The sequence below is a fragment of the Zooshikella sp. RANM57 genome (assembly GCF_050749885.1).
In the GTDB taxonomy this organism is placed as follows: Bacteria; Pseudomonadota; Gammaproteobacteria; order Pseudomonadales; family Zooshikellaceae; genus Zooshikella.
In genome coordinates this window covers 248360-267590 of sequence record NZ_JBOIUB010000002.1, presented here as the reverse complement: position 1 = coordinate 267590, position 19231 = coordinate 248360, and the positions used below count along the sequence as shown (strand labels likewise).

19 protein-coding genes are annotated in these 19231 nt (G+C 40.3%); 3 read left to right on the top strand and 16 right to left on the bottom strand.

Annotated elements, in window-relative coordinates; all coding sequences use genetic code 11:
* Window positions 1–24 precede the first annotated feature (24 nt).
* From ACQ96U_RS05905 to ACQ96U_RS05890, 4 genes are read right to left on the bottom strand one after another with little or no spacing between them, the layout of a single operon-like run.
* Window positions 25–855 (bottom strand): FAD/NAD(P)-binding protein, encoded by an 831-nt coding sequence (locus ACQ96U_RS05905; protein WP_431720321.1) that lies wholly within the window; start codon window positions 853–855, stop codon window positions 25–27.
* Window positions 836–1951 carry a 4Fe-4S dicluster domain-containing protein gene (locus tag ACQ96U_RS05900; RefSeq protein WP_431720320.1) on the bottom strand — a complete coding sequence of 372 codons (1116 nt, stop codon included), beginning with the start codon at window positions 1949–1951 and terminating at the stop codon, window positions 836–838. The genes ACQ96U_RS05905 and ACQ96U_RS05900 overlap by 20 nt, the downstream gene beginning before the upstream one ends.
* Window positions 1944–2750, bottom strand: coding sequence for a hydrogenase nickel incorporation protein HypB (hypB, locus tag ACQ96U_RS05895; protein WP_431720319.1), 807 nt, complete (start codon window positions 2748–2750; stop codon window positions 1944–1946). The genes ACQ96U_RS05900 and hypB overlap by 8 nt, the downstream gene beginning before the upstream one ends.
* Window positions 2750–3076: a hydrogenase maturation nickel metallochaperone HypA gene (locus tag ACQ96U_RS05890; protein ID WP_431720318.1), complete on the bottom strand. Its 327-nt coding sequence runs from the start codon at window positions 3074–3076 to the stop codon at window positions 2750–2752. Before ACQ96U_RS05890 ends, hypB begins: the two co-directional genes overlap by 1 nt.
* Before the next feature lie 599 nt (window positions 3077–3675).
* Between ACQ96U_RS05890 and ACQ96U_RS05885 the strand changes: the two genes are divergently transcribed.
* Window positions 3676–4521 (top strand): hypothetical protein, encoded by an 846-nt coding sequence (locus ACQ96U_RS05885; RefSeq protein WP_431720317.1) that lies wholly within the window; start codon window positions 3676–3678, stop codon window positions 4519–4521.
* 311 nt (window positions 4522–4832) lie between these two features.
* On the opposite strand, the gene hypE is transcribed toward ACQ96U_RS05885, so the two are convergent.
* Genes hypE through ACQ96U_RS05870 form a run of 3 tightly spaced genes read right to left on the bottom strand, consistent with a single transcriptional unit; the run spans window position 4833 to window position 7268 of the window.
* Window positions 4833–5864: a hydrogenase expression/formation protein HypE gene (gene hypE / locus ACQ96U_RS05880; protein WP_431720316.1), complete on the bottom strand. Its 1032-nt coding sequence runs from the start codon at window positions 5862–5864 to the stop codon at window positions 4833–4835.
* Complete coding sequence (hypD, locus tag ACQ96U_RS05875) at window positions 5861–6991, bottom strand: hydrogenase formation protein HypD (RefSeq protein WP_431720315.1); 1131 nt, start codon at window positions 6989–6991, stop codon at window positions 5861–5863. Before hypD ends, hypE begins: the two co-directional genes overlap by 4 nt.
* A 37-nt stretch (window positions 6992–7028) precedes the next feature.
* Window positions 7029–7268: a HypC/HybG/HupF family hydrogenase formation chaperone gene (locus ACQ96U_RS05870; RefSeq protein WP_431720314.1), complete on the bottom strand. Its 240-nt coding sequence runs from the start codon at window positions 7266–7268 to the stop codon at window positions 7029–7031.
* Window positions 7269–7403: 135 nt separating this feature from the next.
* Here ACQ96U_RS05870 and ACQ96U_RS05865 point away from each other — a divergent pair, with 135 nt between their 5' ends.
* On the top strand, window positions 7404–8006 hold the full coding sequence (locus tag ACQ96U_RS05865; protein WP_431720313.1) for a nitroreductase family protein: 603 nt from the start codon (window positions 7404–7406) through the stop codon (window positions 8004–8006).
* A 42-nt stretch (window positions 8007–8048) separates the two neighbouring features.
* Here the strand turns inward: ACQ96U_RS05865 and ACQ96U_RS05860 are convergent, their stop codons facing one another.
* A complete protein-coding gene (locus tag ACQ96U_RS05860; RefSeq protein WP_431720312.1) occupies window positions 8049–8942 on the bottom strand; it encodes a LysR family transcriptional regulator in 894 nt (297 codons plus the stop codon).
* A gap of 236 nt (window positions 8943–9178) precedes the next feature.
* Between ACQ96U_RS05860 and ampC the strand changes: the two genes are divergently transcribed.
* The gene (ampC, locus tag ACQ96U_RS05855) at window positions 9179–10333 is read left to right on the top strand and encodes a class C beta-lactamase (RefSeq protein ID WP_431720600.1); all 1155 of its coding nucleotides are present in this window, start codon (window positions 9179–9181) and stop codon (window positions 10331–10333) included.
* 26 nt (window positions 10334–10359) lie between these two features.
* On the opposite strand, the gene ACQ96U_RS05850 is transcribed toward ampC, so the two are convergent.
* From ACQ96U_RS05850 to ACQ96U_RS05815, 8 genes are all read right to left on the bottom strand, one after another.
* Window positions 10360–11100 (bottom strand): phosphatase PAP2 family protein, encoded by a 741-nt coding sequence (locus tag ACQ96U_RS05850; RefSeq protein ID WP_431720311.1) that lies wholly within the window; start codon window positions 11098–11100, stop codon window positions 10360–10362.
* The gene (locus ACQ96U_RS05845; RefSeq protein WP_431720310.1) at window positions 11087–12706 is read right to left on the bottom strand and encodes a phosphoethanolamine transferase; all 1620 of its coding nucleotides are present in this window, start codon (window positions 12704–12706) and stop codon (window positions 11087–11089) included. The genes ACQ96U_RS05850 and ACQ96U_RS05845 overlap by 14 nt, the downstream gene beginning before the upstream one ends.
* Window positions 12707–12927: 221 nt before the next feature.
* Window positions 12928–13638: a lipopolysaccharide kinase InaA family protein gene (locus ACQ96U_RS05840; RefSeq protein ID WP_431720309.1), complete on the bottom strand. Its 711-nt coding sequence runs from the start codon at window positions 13636–13638 to the stop codon at window positions 12928–12930.
* A 16-nt stretch (window positions 13639–13654) separates the two neighbouring features.
* Window positions 13655–14329, bottom strand: a complete 675-nt coding sequence (locus ACQ96U_RS05835) for a class I SAM-dependent methyltransferase (RefSeq protein ID WP_431720308.1) — start codon at window positions 14327–14329, stop codon at window positions 13655–13657.
* An 86-nt stretch (window positions 14330–14415) separates the two neighbouring features.
* Entirely contained in the window at window positions 14416–15693 is a 1278-nt protein-coding gene (locus ACQ96U_RS05830) for a sensor histidine kinase (protein WP_431720307.1), read from the bottom strand.
* A 2-nt stretch (window positions 15694–15695) separates the two neighbouring features.
* Window positions 15696–16367: a response regulator transcription factor gene (locus ACQ96U_RS05825; RefSeq protein WP_431720306.1), complete on the bottom strand. Its 672-nt coding sequence runs from the start codon at window positions 16365–16367 to the stop codon at window positions 15696–15698.
* Between the two features lie 102 nt (window positions 16368–16469).
* Entirely contained in the window at window positions 16470–18851 is a 2382-nt protein-coding gene (hypF, locus tag ACQ96U_RS05820; protein ID WP_431720305.1) for a carbamoyltransferase HypF, read from the bottom strand.
* A 36-nt stretch (window positions 18852–18887) separates the two neighbouring features.
* Window positions 18888–19082, bottom strand: a complete 195-nt coding sequence (locus ACQ96U_RS05815) for a hypothetical protein (protein WP_431720304.1) — start codon at window positions 19080–19082, stop codon at window positions 18888–18890.
* Between the last annotated feature and the right edge of the window lie 149 nt (window positions 19083–19231).

Genomic DNA, 19231 nt, shown 5'->3' with positions numbered 1-19231 from the left:
CGTTTCTCATTAAATTCCTACGCATCAAATACCAGACAGTCCAAACCAAGGTTTAACTGTGGGGTAATGAAATACAGGACCGTCTTTACAGGCGAAGAATGGCCCTATCTGACAATGACCACAGGATGCTTGACCACATTGAAAGTTACGTTCCAGGCTTAAATAAACGGCGTCATCCGTGACATGATGTTTAGCCAGTTGTTTAAGGGCGGCTAGCATCATAATTTCTGGGCCACACATTAAAACCGCACAGTTTGCAGCATCGAATTCAGCAAAGTTTAAGAGTTCAGTAACCATACCCAAGCGCCATTTATAGCGATGCTTGTATTCTTCACTAGCGGCTAATAGTACTTGGCAGTTTCCGGTGTTTTGCCAGTGGTCATATTGTGTTTGCCAGAGTAAGTCATTGTGGTGTTTTACGCCTTGTAAAATCACAATACGCCCATAGTGGTGTTTATGTTCAACGGTATGGTTAATAGCCGCAACGACAGGAGCACAGCCCAGCCCGGCGGTAATAAAAACAATGTCTTTGCCTTTAATCTGCTCCAGTGGCCAACCACAGCCAAAGGGACCACGTAGCCCAAGTTGCTGTCCCGGCTCTAACTGAACTAATGGTTGGGTAACACGTCCTACGGCACGTATCGTATGTAACAGTAAATTGTTTTTCCAACCCATAATTGAGATGGCGACTTCGCCTATCCCAAATAAATAAAGCATATTGAATTGACCAAACGAAAAATTAAATGGCGCAGATGTATTAAGTGCCAGGTGTAGTGTAAATATGCCGGGTGATTCCTGATGTTTATCCATCAAGGTTGCGGTTAATGGCGTAAAACTAGCAATCGGTTGATTCATGAGGGGTGCCTTTTACCAGTATTTGCGCCTCAGCCACTAAATCGATCCCCACTGGACACCAGCTGATACAACGACCGCAACCCACACAGCCACTTCGACCATATTGTTGCTGCCAATTCGCTAACTTATGTAATAACCATTGACGGTAACGGTGGCGAATTTCCGGCCGGAACAGTTTGCCTGCAATATAACCATGTTGTTCGCTGAAGCAGGAATCCCATAAGCGTACTTGCCCTGCTTGTTGTAACTTAATATCAGAAATCGATTCTTGTTTTGAACAAAAACAGGTAGGACACACCAGCGTGCAATTACCACAGGCTAAACAACGGTCAGCGACATCTTGCCACTGGGGGTGTTCCAGGTTTTCTGTCAATTTTAGCAGTGAGTGTTCATCCGGCATGTGTCGTTGTTGTTGACTGGCATCCGCTAACTGTTTTTGGGCCGTATTTAGTTGGTCCGTGGAGGCTTGAGGCCCTAATGTGAGCTGTTGAAAAATAGCCTGCCCCTGTTCACTGCCATAGCCAAGTAAATAGCCCTCTTCCAGTTCGTCCAAAACCAGATCAAAGCTGTGTGTTGCGGCTGGGCCATCTCCGGTTGAGACGCAAAAGCAGGTTTCTGCACTTTGGGCACAATTAACAGCAATAATGAAAAGTTGCTCGCGCTGAGCTTGGTAATATGGGTCAGGATATGGTCCTTGCAGAAAATGCTGGTCCTGTAGTTTTAAGGCGGCTAGGTCACACCCTCTTAAGCCGATAACTGCAATGGGATGAGCGTCTACGGAGGCTTGACGAAAACATAGCCCTTGTTCCGTTTGCTCTGCTTGCCAAAGTGGTTGTTCTGGCTTGAATAGCCAGGGTTTTAATCCTTGCGGACCAGTATTCCAGGCAAAACAGCGATTTGTTGATGTAGCAGTTAATTGATAATGGCCTGGTTTTGCTATTTCCTGCCAGCCCCAAGGTAGCTGTTCCACATGGCTAAGCTCAGTAAATATGATGGCATTGTCTTTAACCGTAGGCCCAACAACCTGATACCCTGCGTCAGTTAATACGCTGAAAAGCTGGTCTAGATGCTGTTTTGCTAAAAAATGTTTAATCATGAGTCAGGGTTGGAGACATTTCCTGAGTGCGAATAAAGCGGCCACTGTTTAAATATCCAGTATTGATTGCAGAGGTTAACCATTCCCGCCATTGATCAAAGCCAAGCTGGGTTTTGGTTGAGAGTAATAAAACCTCTGCGTGAGGGTTTAATTGAGCAATCGCTTGCTGGACGGTGTTAAGGTCAAAATCAACATAATCCATTAAGTCAGCTTTATTAATAATGACCAACTCACAGCTACTGAATAAGTGTGGGTACTTGTTTGGCTTGTCGTTTCCATCAGTGACTGCCATCATTGCTATCCGGTGTGACTCTCCCAAGTCAAATAATGCAGGGCAGACAAGATTACCGACATTCTCAATAAAAATAAGCGAGCCAGGTTCTGGTGCTAACGTGTCGAGACCATTTTTAATCAAATCAGCATCTAAGTGACAGCCTGTCCCGGTATTGATTTGTACAACATGCCCCCCTGCTGCTTTCACGCGATGGGCATCATTCAGGGTTTGCTGGTCTCCCTCCAGAATGGCAACGGGTGGTAATTCGTGAGCGAAAGTTTGGAGTGTAGCTTCCAATAAAGCTGTTTTACCTGCGCCCGGTGTGCCCATTAAATTTATACAGGTCATACCCTGTTGATGTAGTCTGTGTCGGTTTTGCTCTGCCAGGTTTTCATTTTCGGCAAGTAGTGCTTGTTGTAAATGCAGCGTTTGGGATTCTGCTGGGAGGTGATGGTGGCTATGATGATCTGACGTAAACTCAGTCAAAATCGCTTTATCTGAAGAACATCCGCAATGAGTACACATTAGACAAACTCGATTTCAGTCAGCGTTAGTTGCTGTCCAGATAGCAACGTATAGTCATAGCTGCCACAGGGACAGGATTGACCCAGTTGGGTTAAGGAAAAATCCTGGTGACATTGCTGACAAGAAGCTTTAGCTGGGTGAAGGTCGATAATGAGTTGCGTATCGTTTAAGCCTACCGTGGCTTTTACCCAGTCAAAACACCCGATCAGTCGTTCAGGATCAATACAACTCATACTGCCTACTTCAATTTTAATACATTTTATCTTTCGATTTAAATACGGCTGTATATGTTTCAATAAAGCATTAATGATGGATAATTCATGCACATTATGGTCCTTTCCTTAATAGTCCTTATCTATTTTTGTGTTTAATGTGACCCTAAAGTCTAAAAACATTTTGATTAAAGCACTTGTGCAACATACTTAGTTTGCTACAAAGTCTAATTAATACCTGTCGAACACGCCGTGAATCCCTCCCTGGAGGCTCGGCTGCCGCTTCCCTGCGGCAGACGGTTCACAGGCATTACCCAGACTTTGTCTAAACCCTGCATACTTGGAAGATACTACAAAAGTGCGTTGATTAGATTTGATGTTATTGAACTGATGAGTAAATATTAGACTTATCAGGGTCTTCATGCTGTATAAATCACGGTAGTAATCTGAAATTTAAATTTTCCCCAGGTTTGTTTTCTATAACGGTTAACTCCCTTCTAGCTTTATAGGCTTAAAACTCATGAATGATAATGTGTAGAAGTTAATGTAAGTTTTTATATCCTATAGTAAACGTATTTTTGTAAATAAAAGATTTTGTATAAAAAAACATTGTACGGTTAAGCTTATTTACGCATCTACAGTATTGTTATTATAATATTTGAGAAGCGATATGAGAGCTTATTGACTAACTTTTGTGAATTGAATATTTAGCTATGATTAATGTTTTTGTGGATACCATGTGTTTTCAATATGCTGCAAGTGTGAAGGTTATTAATAGTACTAGATGTGAAAAGGGAGTTGTTTGTAGCTCAAGTGGAGAGAAAAACGATACAGAGATTATCATAACTGAGATAAATATTCTTGAAAAGAAAGCTAATTTTGAACTAGGAATTTCTAGAGATATTGAGGCAATCAATTCAATTGCTACAAATGCAAAGCTTGGTAGTGTCTCTCTTTGCTATTCTCATGAAGTAAACTTAGAGTTACTTTGCCAACCGGCTGTTGATCTTGCTGTAGGTCGTTTACATGGAGCACCAATTAAAATTATTCACTCCCCTTTATTGAAAAGGGCTAAAAAAAACTTTGATTCAAATGATAGCGAGATATATCCATTAAAAATATACCCTAGAAACATAGTTAATAACTCTAGGAGAGAATTTGGTCATCTAAGTGAAGATGAAATAGACAAGATTATGAGGGATGAAATTTTTAAAACACCCATAAATAGCTTTAGGTATGGCTTAGAAATTAAGCGTTTAATCTCATTTTTTAAAAATAAATATAATTATTGCGCCAATACTCCAAAACTGTTTTATCCGTTGTTAAAAAAAATAAAATACGCTAGATATCGTGAGATACTAAACTTACTAAATGTAAATGGTTTTAGTGAGAAAAATAAACCCAACACATATATGGATGCTCTGCATCTTTGGACGGCAGAATGTGATGGTTGTAATATATTTATGACTCTTGATAAAAATATAATCACAAGATATAAAAATCCTTCTTTAAAGGTTTTAAAGCCAAGAGATGTTCTTAAAGAAATAGAAAGAAAATAGCTTTCATAAACGTTGATTTAGGTCACTACTGTTTTTCACTAACTTTTTGCAATCCTTCAATCACTCTTAAATAAACAACCGTGATACCTCGATGTTTGCTACTGGCAAGACAAAGGCTGGATAACATCCACCGAACTGTTTGCCGCAAGGATGCGGCAATCAAGCCTCCAGGGAAGGATTTACGGCGTGTTCGAAGAGGGTTATGCAGACTTTGGCCAAAAGGTAATTGAAAAACAGAACAAATAGCTTTAGGCTATGCAACGTTAAAAGCACAGCAGTATGCCATTACTCTAGAATGTTAAGGGTATTTTTCAGCAAATTCTTGGTAGTTGAAGTCCATAAGGTATATTAACGATTCTTTTTGCTCCATAACGAGTTTTTAAATGTAAATGGTTGATGGAATACTCTGTAACTTCACCTACTATTTGTGTATGTTTTCCTAAAGGATGTTGTTGCATTAATTGTAAAACAGTTTCAGCCTGTTTATGGTCCACCACAAATACCGCAAGTCCTTCATTAGCTAAAAATAAAGGATCAAGACCAAGCAATTCGCAAACACCTTGGGTTTGAGGTCGAATAGGCAAAGCTAACTCGTCCAGCTCAATGGTGATATTTGAGGCTTGAGCAATCTCCGTTAGTACGCCCCCTAACCCACCTCGCGTAACATCACGAATACAGCGAATGTCATGAGCATGTTGCAGCAATACATGCTTAATAACGGGATATAATGCAGCACAATCGCTTTGTAAGTCAGTGTGTAAGCCAAGGTTATCCCTTGCCAACATAATGGTGGCACCATGATCTCCAATAAACCCATTCACTAATACTTTATCTCCCGGTTGGGCATTTGTTGCACTTAACTGAACTACTTTAGGAATGACCCCCACACCTGTAGTATTAATAAATAGCTTATCGGCCATACCTCGTTCAACGACTTTAGTATCACCCGTAATAATGGAAACGCCTTGCTCTTTCGCTGTTGTTGCCATTGAATAAACAATTTTTTCCAGTAAAGATAGTGGCAACCCTTCTTCGATAATAAAGCCAGCACTTAAATATAAAGGCTGAGCGCCACCTACGGCTAAGTCATTTAATGTGCCACATACTGCTAGCTTGCCAATATTTCCTCCAGGAAAAAATAAGGGAGAAACGACATAGCTGTCAGTGGTAAATGCCAGACGATCGCCTTTAACGTGTAGTTCTGCGAGTGGCAATCTGGCTTGATCTTCTTTTAATGCTAATGATTCATTATTAAATGCTTTAAGGAAAAGGTTATCAATGAGCTGTTGCATGGCAGTGCCACCAGCACCATGTGCAAGGGTAATGATGGAGTTATTGCTCAAGACGTTGTCCCTACAGCGGTCTTAGCGTGTGAAGCATAATAAGCAGCACAGGCACCTTCTGATGAGACCATAAGGCCACTTTGAGGGTGATGTGGTGTACATCGGGTACCAAACCACGGGCAATGATGAGGTTTGAGTGAGCCGGTTAAGACCTGTTTACAGAAGACAGGATCTGTATTATTACTGGCGATGTGTTGTGTATTGAGTAGTGGGAGTGCATCATGCGGTTGGTATTTGGGGCGAATGCTAAGCCCTGACCCTGGAACTAAATCCAGACCCCGCCACTCGGCATCTATGCCAGAAATAAAAACATCCTGTATACACTGTTGTGCTGCTTTATTACCCTCCTCCGACACAACACGAGAATAAGCATTTTGGATAGTATGCTGCTGCGTAGATAATTGCTTAATGAGTAAATACATAGCATGCAGTATATCTACTGGCTCAAACCCAGCAATAACCAGTGGTTTATGGTATTTCTCGGCAATTGACGCATATGCTTTAGCGCCAATAACCATACTGACATGGCCTGGTCCCAGAAAGCCATCCAGTTGGATTTCCTGACGTTCCAGTAATGTGGTGAGAACCGGTATAAGGCAAATGTGGTGACAAAGCACTCGGAAATTTGTAATGCCTTGCTGTGCGGCTATTTGCAGTGTACAACCAGTACTAGGGATGGTGGTATCAAAGCCAATGGCAAAGAAAATAATTGTTTTATTGGGGTTTCGCTTAGCTAGTTTAAGCGCATCCAGCGGTGAATATAATGTTTGAATATGTGCACCATTGGCTTTGGCATCAAGCAAACTATGTTGACTGCCAGGTACACGTAATGGATCGCCAAAGCTAACCAGAATATGGTTGCTATTTTCAGCTAAAGAAACCGCTTGATCGATTGCTTGAGTAGGCAGTACACAAACAGGACAGCCAGGGCCATGAATTAGCTCAATAGACGACGGTAGTAGTTGATTAAGCCCAGTATTCACAATTGCATGGGTATGCCCCCCACACACTTCCATAATCTGTAAAGGGCGTCCTAAGCGTTCAGCAATAGGAGCTGATTCAATTTGGATGCATTTTATTAACTGATTGACACTAGATGGATCACGAAATGCGTTTGTTTGTGTCATTACATCCTTTCACTCTTTCCTTAAGTCAATGATGTGGTTAACCCTCAAGGGATGCTAATAGTGATAGGGTACGAAGTGCCTCGTCCTGATCAATAATCGCCATTGCAAATCCAACATGGAGAAGCACCCACTGCCCTATCAAGTCATCAAGCGAACTGCCTTGCAGTGACAGTAACGCAATACAGGCTTCTCGCTTCACGCCAGTCGTTTCAACTAAGGCGGTGGCATTTTCCTTATCAAGAATAGCAATAATTTTTGCAGGAATACCTAAGCACATAAGCGTCCATTCAGTTTCATACTATGCTTTTTACTTTTATATCTATAAACAGCATGGTGCTCAAAATACACTACACTAGCGTTGTAGCTTAAGGCAATGACATAACGATTAAATTGGTTGCATTTAAAGGTGAGCATGATGAATCACAATGAAAAAGGATCAGATAATCTATCGATTGATTTTAGTGCTCGTGATGTTGTATCTGGTGTGAATCGTTTATTCATTGAACGTTGGTCCCCTCGCGCGTTTGTACAAAAAGAAATTGATCAAGCAACATTGACTCGGTTGTTTGATGCGGCACGTTGGTCTCCCTCCTGTTTCAATGAACAACCTTGGTGTTTTTATACTTCAACGCAACAAACATTCAGTGATTTTTTAGGGCTGTTACAGGAAGGTAATCAGGCGTGGGCCAAAAATGCCAGCGTGATAGGCTTTCTTGTGGGAAATACCCAGTTTGCTCGTAACAATAAACCGAACTCATCTTTCCAACTGGACTGTGGTGCAGCATGGATGGCAATGACGTTACAGGCACGAATAGAAGGACTTTACACACATGGTATGGCGGGTATCCATTACGAAGCCGTAGCGCAATATTTACAGTTAGACGACGACCAACAGGTATTGATGGGGTTTGTCATTGGTTATTTAGGTGATAAAGCAATGCTTAATGATTCGTTGCAAGCAAAAGAAAAACCTTCTGCTCGCAAAGCGTTATCAGAAATTTGGCAGCCAAAATAACATAAGGCTTAGAATTTATTTTTCACAGGCACATTTCTTTTCCTAAGTAATAAGGCTGGCTTGTTTTTCGTTCGTTGCTTCACCAATAAGCCAATCATGGAAGCATTGCATGGCTGGTGTTGTAGGCCTTGATTTAAGTGACGTCAGCCAGTAACTGCCAGCATCGACATAATGATCAAAGGGACGCACCAGTAACCCAGCGGCTAGTTCGCGAGAAAACATTTGACCAGGCGCTAATGCAACCCCCTCACCCAGTATCGCTGCCTCAACCATTAATCGTGATGAATCAAACATTGGACCACTTATAATCCATGGTTCAAGCCCTGCTGTAGTAAGCCAGTTATTCCATTCCTCTGTACGGTATGAACGTAATAATGTTTCTTTTTGAAGGTCTTGCGGATGGTTTAGTCTTTGAGCAATATCGGGGGAACACAACACCGTCAGTGGTGCTTCAAACAATAATATATTCTGTGTGGTTGGCCAACTGCCATCACCAAAACGAATAGCAAAATCCAATCCCTCTGCGGCAAGATTAACCAGATTATTGTTGGTCAGTAGTCTTAACTCTATAAAGGAATTGTTTTCACGAAACGCCTTCAGTCGAGGCATCAACCAGCTGACTGCAAAGGTACCCACGGCACCAATAGTCAATACTTCATGGCTATGATGATTATGCTCAAACTGTTTTAAGACCGCCTCAATATGAGCAAAAGCATTGGTTAGCACGGGAAACAATAAACGTCCTTCGTCGGTCATTTCTAACCCTCGCGGTAAACGTTTAAAAAGGACCGTTCCTAACCGTTCTTCCAGCATTCTGACTTGCTGACTGACAGCAGCCTGTGTGACATGCATCTCTTGAGCGGCTTGGGTAAAACTGAGATATCGAGCCGATGACTCAAAGGCTCTCAGTGCATTAAGAGGAAGATAAGGTCGCATATTAAAATCGATACATAAGATTTTCTTTACCCTGTATAAAATTATTCTCGCTTGTCAATATATCGTTATGGGAGGATAGTTAAGTCTGAAAATTGACTGCGAATATTTCGTTCTGACCCCATCTCCACGGTAAAAGTTCTATATATCAATAACAATATTCCAAGCTAATGCGTTGGTTGCAGTGGAGGTATTATTGACTGTTAACAGTAGTGAGTTAAACCATGTATGGAAAAATGATGAAAGCTAAAATAGTAAAATTATGTTGTATTTTAGTGTCTGGTGTAGCTTGTGTGAGTTATGCTGGCAATGGACTGGAACCAGGTAATTTAAAAGGTTCGGTAGATAGCGTGGTCCTTCCTGTGCTTAAACAATATGCAATTCCTGGCATGGCCATCGCTGTTACCTATAACGGCCATCATTATTTTTATAACTATGGGATAACATCAAAAAAGACTCAGCAACCGATAACCGAAAATACCCTGTTTGAAATTGGCTCTTTAAGTAAAACATTGACGGCAACACTGGCTTCTTATGCTCAGGTTACGTCAAGGTTATCGTTCTCGGATAGTGCCAGTAAATATTTGCCTGCCTTACATGGTAGTACATTTGATGCAATCAGTTTATTGAGTTTAGGTACCCATACTTCAGGGCTTCCATTATTTGTACCGGAAAATATCCATAATAAAAACCAATTAATGGATTATTATAAAAACTGGAAACCAACGTATACGCCAGGTACTCACAGAACCTATTCTAACCTAGGTATTGGTTTGCTGGGTAAGGTCACTGCTGAAGTTCTTGACCAGCCTTTTGATTTGACAATGGAAAAGCGCTTATTTCCAGCACTAGGCATGAAACATAGCTACATTAATGTGCCTGCCAATCAGATGAAATTTTATGCACAAGGGTACACTAAAAAGGATGAACCTATTCGGTTAAATGTGGGTGTGCTTGCCTCTGAAGCTTATGGTGTAAAATCATGTACCGCTGATTTAATTCGGTTTATTGATGCTAATATGCAACAACTTAAACTGGATAAAACGTGGCAACAGGCTATCGATAATACGCATATCGGTTATTTTAAGTCTGGTAATATGATGCAGGGTTTGATGTGGGAGCATTATGATTATCCACTCAGCTTAAAGCAGCTATTAGACGGTAATTCCCCCGCAATGATTTTAGAACCTTCTTCAGTGAAAAAACTTAATCCTCCAAAACAACTGCAAGCTGATGTACTGGTTAATAAGACAGGTTCAACCAATGGGTTTTCCGCATACGCAGCATTTATCCCGTCCCAAAAACTGGGTGCTGTGATACTCGCCAATAAATCCTACCCCATCGATCAAAGAGTCACCTTGGGTTATCAAATTTTAACCACGCTGCATGATTAAGAGTGCACGCATGTCTGTAGAGAAAGCTATGGAGGGCTTTCACCAGGCTGTAATGAAAGGTTTTTGATAACATTTTTTGATAGATTAGCGTTTATTGCTTGTACCTTTTGATCTACGAGTACAACAAAGCAAATTAATAGCCACGAAATTTCCATTGTAATTAACGTATGGCTAAAGAAGTGATCACCAATGACCATTTTATAACCACCCATTAACCAGCCTAGACATAGTGCAAAAATTAGTGCACCTTGACGATTAGGTCTACGTTGGAATAAAAACATTAATGACAATAATGCAAAGCCACCACTGGCATGTCCCGCTGGAAAACAACGTTGTTGTTTAAGTGGTCGCTCATTATCTGGGTAACTTTCTAATACTTTGATATAAGGTATCTGTCCACCAAATATGTGTAAATCATGAGGACAGGCTACATTTGTGGTGGCTTTTAGCGTACTGATTGTTAAAGGCACCAAAATCAGTGAGATTAATACAATACGCATACCATATGAGTGTTCCTTAACCCAATGCGTATGCCGTAAACACGTCAAACAGATGATCAAAAAAAATGCGAATACGATGAGTAATGCTTTTATACCATCATAGAATACAAATTGAGCGATAGGCTCTGATTTATCCCATAACCATTGTTGTTGCTCACTATTGAAGAAATATTGTTGTATCCAAAGATCCAGTGATGTCCACTCAAACAAAAGCATACTCAAAATGAATAGGCTACTCGTTAAAATAATCTGTTTACTGAACGACATTGACTGCTCTCAAGTAGAATAATGGTTTGATTTGGTTAAAATATGAGTCGATATCTGTTTTTAATTCAAAGACGTCTAATAGTGTTTTAGCAATATCATCATGAGAGTTAGGTCTTTCTTTTAGGGTTAGTGAGCGTGAATAATCAATAGTGGAGTTAGGCCCTACCCAAGTAATCAGAGGTACATGCGTTTGAGTATCAGGTGCGAACCAGTAGGGTAATCCATGAAGGTAAACATTATGCTCACCCAATGATTCACCATGATCACTAACATAAAACATGGCTGTTTCATATTGTGCAGTATTTGCCTTAAGTAAAGATATAACTTGCGATAAAAAATAATCGGTATATAAAATGCCGTTGTCATATGCATTAATGATTTCTTCGCGAGTACAAGTTGATAATTCAATTGAGTGACAAGCAGGCTTAAATTTCTCAAAACGGGTTGGATAGCGTTTAAAATACGCTGGACCATGACTGCCCATTTGGTGCAATACAATGAGAATATCCCCCTGCTGATGGTTAATGTATTGCTGAAGCCCAGTAAGCATACCAACATCACGGCATTCAAACTCATCACATTGAGGATTTAGTTTTTTATCCCTAAAGTCTTGATAAGGGACTCTTAATGCCACCCCTTTTGAGTCTGAATTATTGTCTCGCCACAATACATTGACTCCAGCACTGGTTAATACATCCAAGACATTTTCGGTATACTGTGCGGCATTGAGATTAAAATCTGCCTGGTTTGAAAAAGAAAACATACAGGGCACAGAAACAGCAGTTGATGTGCCACAAGAGTGAATATGTTGATAGCTAATAATGTTTTTTTCTTTTGATAAACCTGGGTTGGTATTACGTGGATACCCATTTAGCGAAAAGTGATCAGCACGGGCTGTTTCACCAACAACCATAATAAAGAGCTTTGGTTGACCATTATTTTTTACTTTTTCTATTGTATGTACCACCCGAGTATACGTAGTGGATGTCTCCGAAGTATTCACTGCGCCCACAATATACTTTGTCGCCGAGTACAGCGGATAGATAGGATTGGCATAATAGCGTAAGGGTTTATGTTGACGAAAAAAACTTGCGTAGTAGTCACTGAAAGGCAGCATGGCAAGTATAATGATGCCCAGTGCAGTACAGCCTGATAGCAATGTAAAACCTAGCTCTCTACCCCATCCTGCTTTTTTAACCGGCAGCCACCACACTAGCGTTGCAGGTACGATACCCAATAGCACAATACGTAAGATGAGTTCTGTACTGGCCAGGTCCATAGCCTCTTGTGTATTGGTTTCGACCATGTTTTCAATCATGCTGATGTCAATGATTGAGCCAAATTGATCTGAAAAATAACTGATAGCCGCGGAAAACAATAGAAAAAGACTGGCAACAACTCTGATAGGAATAACAAGAGAAAATAAGCTTAAAAGCAACATGATAACGCCGCCCAACATGACGGATAATGAGAGAATGAATGCGGCATTATCCGTCCATGGATAAACGGCTAACACTTGTTTAAAAAAAGCTATATTACCTGAAATGAGGATAAAAATAGTCGTAAGAAGAATTATCCACCTGGCGGTGAGAGTGTAGTTACGCATATATTACGTTATTTCCAATCTTATTTTACTAACCGTTATAAATAAGTAAATTAGCTAGCGAGCAAATAGAGACGTTATTTGACTTTTCAAGCAAAATTATTTGAAAGGGTTATTGCTGAATTCCTTGTAGGTTTTTATGTTATTATTAATTTAATTCAACTTCGATTTGTTAGAATGGTTTTTCATTATAACCCATTACCAGAGCCGTAACACTTACTGTTTTATGAGTCATAAATAACGCTCTTTTTTTCTAAAATATTACGTGGTTGCATCACTGTTTTAAAATAACACTTCAAAAAATATTGTTCATCTTTTTGAGCCATATATGGACTGTGACGAAATAATTGTCGAAGGTCATGAGTCGACGCTTTTTTTACGGTTAATCTTTGTCGACTTTTTTCAAGGTCAAGCAATGCTACTTGCACATTACTGGCGTGTTCATTTGGTTGTGCTTTAACAAAGATGTGTTTTGGGTAACAACAACCATGTTGCCATCGTGCTAAATGTAAATGCCTTAATGTTTTTGCGACAGCATGAAGTACTTTTTCCCGTTGCCCGCGTTCCAGAGGCTGTTGGTAAAATGCCTCAAGACTTATAAACCCTGCCAATGGTTCGGTAATTAAAAGTGCTTGCCACTGACCTGAATATTTTCTCGCTGAACAATAGACAGTGCGAGGAACCTGAATACCAATGCGCTGAAACATATGCAATGCATGCCACTCGCGCAGTATGGTTGGACGACCAAAAGGATGGCAAAATGAATGATATAAATGTCCTTGCTGACGCTTACAGTAAAGTTGAACCTGTTCTGGGAATAGTAAGCGTTGGACACCACTCTCGCCTCCTCTGCGCCGATTTGGTGGTTCAACCCATGCTCCTTTACATTGCCACCAGTCTTCAAATGAGAAGCTACTGAACTGCGTGCTTATCATGAACTCGAACCTCGTTTTAGGCTGCTTTGCGCAGGGTATAAATACGCCACATTGCATAGCCAGGAAGGAAATCTTGCTGATGCAAAATAGTAAAACCAGCTTGAATTATTTCGCTTTTAATTGTGTCTCGTTTCACCACAAATCGGTTTTCGTTTTTCTTTCCTTGATCAACACGCTGTTGCTCTAGACGTTTGCGCTTCCAAGCCTTGTAGTTCCCATCAACCCATAGAGATAAAATGACGGTATCGCGGGTCACGCGGTGAAACTCCTGTAAAAGTGCAAGACGGTGGTCGTGCTCCGCAATGTGGTGTAGCAGTCGAATACAAAAAATACAGTCCACCGCATTGTTATCCAGATCAATGGCGAAAGCGGAGGTTTGGAAAGTATTAATGCGAGCGACGACTTCGGGAGGTTGTGCGGCCAATGCCGTTTCAAGCATCGCTTTTGAATTGTCGGCAGCAATAATCACTCGATTGGGATTTTCAGCTAGTAAAGGCCAGAAACGACCTGCACCACAGGGTAAGTCCAGAACTAATGTGGGATCACCCGCCTGTTTTAATGCCTGGCGGGCAAGTTGAAAGTCTCGCCAATTGGATAATCGTCGGGCAAGACCATCTTGATGTTTAAGCAAGTATTCCTGGGCATGTTCAGATGTATATTTTTGTGAAAACTCAAGTTCGATATTGGGCATGGCGATCCATCCACGTAATCATGGCTGAAACCATCACTCTATAGGAGGGGTCGTAAAATGCCCGTTAGGGAAATGTCAAAAAAACGTTAAGACCGAGAATTTAATAGCACATGAAAGCAACTGCCGCCCAAAATTGACGGATTAACGCTAATTAACCAATTTTGATGTTCGCAGATACGTTTAACTAAGGATAAGCCTAATCCTAAGCCTTCTCCTCTGGTTTGGCTTCCACGGATAAAAGGATGAAAGATTTGTTCTTTTTGTTCACTGGGAATACCAATCCCACTGTCTTCTACTCTGAATCCATCGGTCATTAAAATCAACTGAACCTGACCTTGTTCGGTGTAGTGAAGCGCATTACGCAGTAAATTAGCAATGACCGTTTTTAGGAAGGATAAATTGTACTGAGCTAAATCTTCATTAACATTTTGTTCATCAATCACTTCAAAAGAAATGCCTTTCTCTTTAAATTGTGTTGCCCATATCTCGCTCTGCTCTTTAGCAGCCTTAAGTAATGTTGTGCTCCCTCCAAGTGTCGTTTTGTCATGCTTTGAGCGAGCCAGCATTAAAAAGGTTTGAACCAAATCACGCATATCATCTGTGGTACGTTCAATGCGCGTTATTTGATTATATTGAGGCTTATTAAGAGAGGTCTCCTTAAGTAACTCACAGGAGCTGGCAATTATCATTAGTGGTGTGCGTAGTTCATGACTGACGTCGCTTGCAAATAATTTTTCTCGTTCCAGCAACTGCTTTAACTTATTCAATGAGTCATCAAAGGCGGCTGCAAGATGACCCACTTCATCATCAGCATACTCTTGTGCCAATGGCGGTGCTAAGGCGTGTAACTGGTCCCGATAGCGAACTTGCTGAGCCAAACGGGTTAACGGTGAAATAACCCGCCGTGCAGTTAACCAGCCTAGACAGGAAGCGCCTAAAATGCTGACTAAAAAACCGATAAGGACTGCAGTAAAGAGAGCTTGTTCGTGAGCCTCAAATTCATTTTGCTCTTGAACCAAAATATAACGTTGGTCATTGACATCACGAGCATAGACATAAAATGCTTCATTACTTCGAACAACTTCAGTAAAGCCTGTACCCAGGTTAGAAAAATACTTTGGAATGGGCTGATTGGGGGAGTTTGTCGTATAAAAGTGAAGGTTGTCATCCAGGTTGGATAATATGTCACTCCCGTTGGAAGAGATGATTTTATTGAGTTTATGATCCAATTGTTCAGAAACCATTTGCTCTTCAATGAAATGAACAATGGCAACAATACTTAAGGAAAATACACCGCTGACAATAAGTGTCATGACTAAAAATGCAGTGGTGATACGCCAGACTAAAGGTTGTTGAAAAGCCATAGCTATTTTTCCGCAAGGCGGTAGCCTATGCCATGCACAGTGTGGAGTAGAGACGTAGCAAAAGGTTTATCAACGACTTGACGTAAATGATGAATATGTGTCCTTAAACTGTCACTGTCTGGCATTTGATCCCCCCAAAGTGCTTCTTCAAGTAATTCTCGACGGACAACTGCGGGACTTTTTTGCATGAGTAACGCTAACAGTTTTAACCCTAATGGATTTACTTTGAGCATTTGGCCTTTACGTTTAATCTCTAATGTATCCAGATCATACGACAAATCACCCACTTGTAACTGACGTTGCCATGTTTTCTGGCTACGTCGCAAAATGGCTTCAATACGTGCCATAAGCTCTGATAGAGCAAAGGGTTTTATAAGGTAATCATCTGCACCTGAATGAAGGCCTTCCAATCGATCGTTTAATTCATCACGAGCCGTAAGCATAATAATAGGGGTATCGATTTGGGCGTCATTACGTAATCGTTTACATAACTGAAAACCATCAATACCTGGTAGCATAATATCTAGCACAATAAGATCATAGTGTTCCGTGGTGGCTAAATGTAATCCTCCAAGCCCATTTTGAGCGCAATCAACAGAACAACCTTTAAGCTCCAGGTAATCTAGGATGTTATTCAGAATGTCTTTGTTATCCTCAATTACCAAAATACGCATTTTATTGACTCATCTTGATTAAAGTCTATACTGCTGTCCAGTCTAACATATTGTATGAACGAGAAAAGCTTAAATGCTAGGAAAGGTTTATTGTTTAACAGTCTAAATTTTAGATTGAATTTGTGTTGATGCCACAGCAATTTGTCCCAGTGCTATACCACCATCATTGCAGGGCACTTGCTGTTGGGTGTAAACAGTGAAATTTTCAGATTCAAACTTATTTTTCAGTGTTGAAAGTAATAACGTATTTTGAAAAACACCACCACTTAATGCGATGGCATTAAATACAATTTCTTGTTTTTTTAGTGTGATCACCGTTTTTATAATGGTATTGACAAGAGTATCGTGAAATATAAATGCTAATTTTGCTTTATTTATATTATTTCTTAACTGTTCAATTAGGAAATACCAAAGTGGAGAAGAATCTAGTAATAAGTGTTTATGTTGTGGGATAATTTTAAAAAGCTCATAATAAGCTGGTAGGCCAGTATACTGTAATGCAAGTGCTTCCAGTTGCATGGCCGCCTCACCTTCATAAGTTTGTTCATAGGGTGCAATATTTAATAATGCAGCAACTGCATCAAACAGACGTCCTATTGAGCTGGTGAAAGGATATCGTGAGCTTAGTTTTAACAGTAATTCAATTTCTTCATCTGCAGCATATTGAATAGATAAGTTTGCTTTTAAATGATGTAAACAACCACTTTGAGCGAATAATGCAATCAGGTTACGCCATGGTTGCTGGTTGGCTCTTTCTCCTCCTAATAATGGAAAAGGCTTTAAGTATGCCACACGTTGAACGGAAGCGTAATTACCTAATAAAAACTCACCACCCCAAAAAGTGCCATCATCACCATATCCAAGTCCATCAAAAATAATACCTAACACAGTCTGATCTGGGGAAACCTGATTCTCTAATAAACAAGATGCAAAATGGGCATGGTGATGTTGAACACTGATGATGGGAGCTTGGTATTTTTCAGCTAAATGCCTTCCATAGCGACTGGAATGATAATCAGGGTGTGAATCAATAATGATTGTCTGAATATTTTTATTTGATAAATTTAATAATGTTTGGAAATTTTTGATGTTTTGTTGCATCGCGTGTAAACAGGCAAAATTGGCAAGATCACCATGATAGGGAGAAAGCAGTGCGTGGTGGCCCATCGTTAAACCAACGCAATTTTTTAAGTCAGCACCCAAAGCGAGCAGGTATTTCTCTTTCTCTAAGTGTTGTACTATGCCACTAGGTATTGGTAATGTGTCAGGGACAATTCCTCGTGCACGACGGATGGTGTGAGAAGTATTATTCGTAACATTTACCACAGAATCGTCACATCGATGAATAATCTTTCGATCATGCAATAACCAGCCATCTACGAAAGGTTGTAACTCACGTAATGCATGCTCATTGGTTATGCATATAGGCTCCCCTGATATGTTTCCTGATGTCATAACCAACGGTTTTTGAAATAAATTCAACAATAACCAGTGCAGTGGTGAATAAGCCTGCATTACGCCGAGGTAATGTTGCTCTGGTGCTAATATATCGGGTAACGATTGTTTCAATATTTTTTTAGGAATCAGTACAATAGGAGCTGCAGTGCTTATCAGCTGTTTCTCGGTTTGTGCCAACATATCTGATGAGAACGAAAAATAGGCCTGTAAATGCTGACGATCCTTCAACATAATGGCGAGTGGTTTGCTTGGCCGTTGTTTACGTTTACGCAACAAATGAATCGCTTGCTTATTTGTGGCATCACAAGCTAAATGAAAACCACCAATACCTTTTATGGCAATGATTTTTCCCATAGATAATTGTTTGACACATATTTTTAATGTATCTAGTGTCGTACAATGCGCAGTATTCTTTTCAAGTTGTTCAGTATTGTGTTGAAAACCGTCCGTATTATTTTGAAACCAAATTACTGGTCCACATTGGGGACAGCAAATGGGTTCTGCATGAAAGCGTCGATTAAGTGGATTGTTATACTCAGCTTGACACTCAACACATAAGGTAAATGCAGCCATACTGGTATGCATTCGATCATAGGGTACTTTATTGATTAAGGTATAACGTGGGCCACACTGAGTGCAATTAATAAATGGATAGTTGTATCGGCGATTTGTAGGATCCGTGAGTTCTTGGATACATGCTTGGCAAATCGCTAAATCAGGTGGAAATGAGAGGCCTTTTTTTCCTTCAGTATGACTGGATAAGATAGAAAAGTTGTCTGGTTGTTCTGTAAAGAGATAAGGCTGCTGCTTAATCGATTCGATAAAACCTGGTTTGGGACACTGCTGAATGAGTAACTGGGAGAATTTATCAACCGTTGGCTGGTCAGTATAAAGTTTAATTTCTACGCTGGCAGAGATATTTTTGACACTGCCATATAACCCAAGCGATGTTGCTAAACGAAAAACAAAGGGACGAAAGCCAATACCTTGTACTCGGCCTTTAACATCCAACAGGAAACCACTCATAATAACGATATGGTGTAGTGTTGTATTTAACAGCTGTTATTTAAATTGCTTTCGCCATTGCCAAACCATCATTGTGATAAGTCCAAATAGCAGAACAAATACGAAACCATGTTCTGGCTCTACTAAGTAATGCAGCCATGTATTTAACTCAAATAAACCATGGTTGGGGTGAGCAAAGGCTGAAATAGGTAAAACACATAATATACTTAAAATATAGACTTTAGTATTCATAGCAGCAATCCATGCATGTTCTCATGATAATAAAATATCATACGACAGATACATTTTGATAGTGTTTTACTCGTTTTTTAAAATGATGATGTCTGTAATAGAAGTAGAATGTGTGCTGCGCTTGAGTTTGAATTGGTTTGATAAACAGG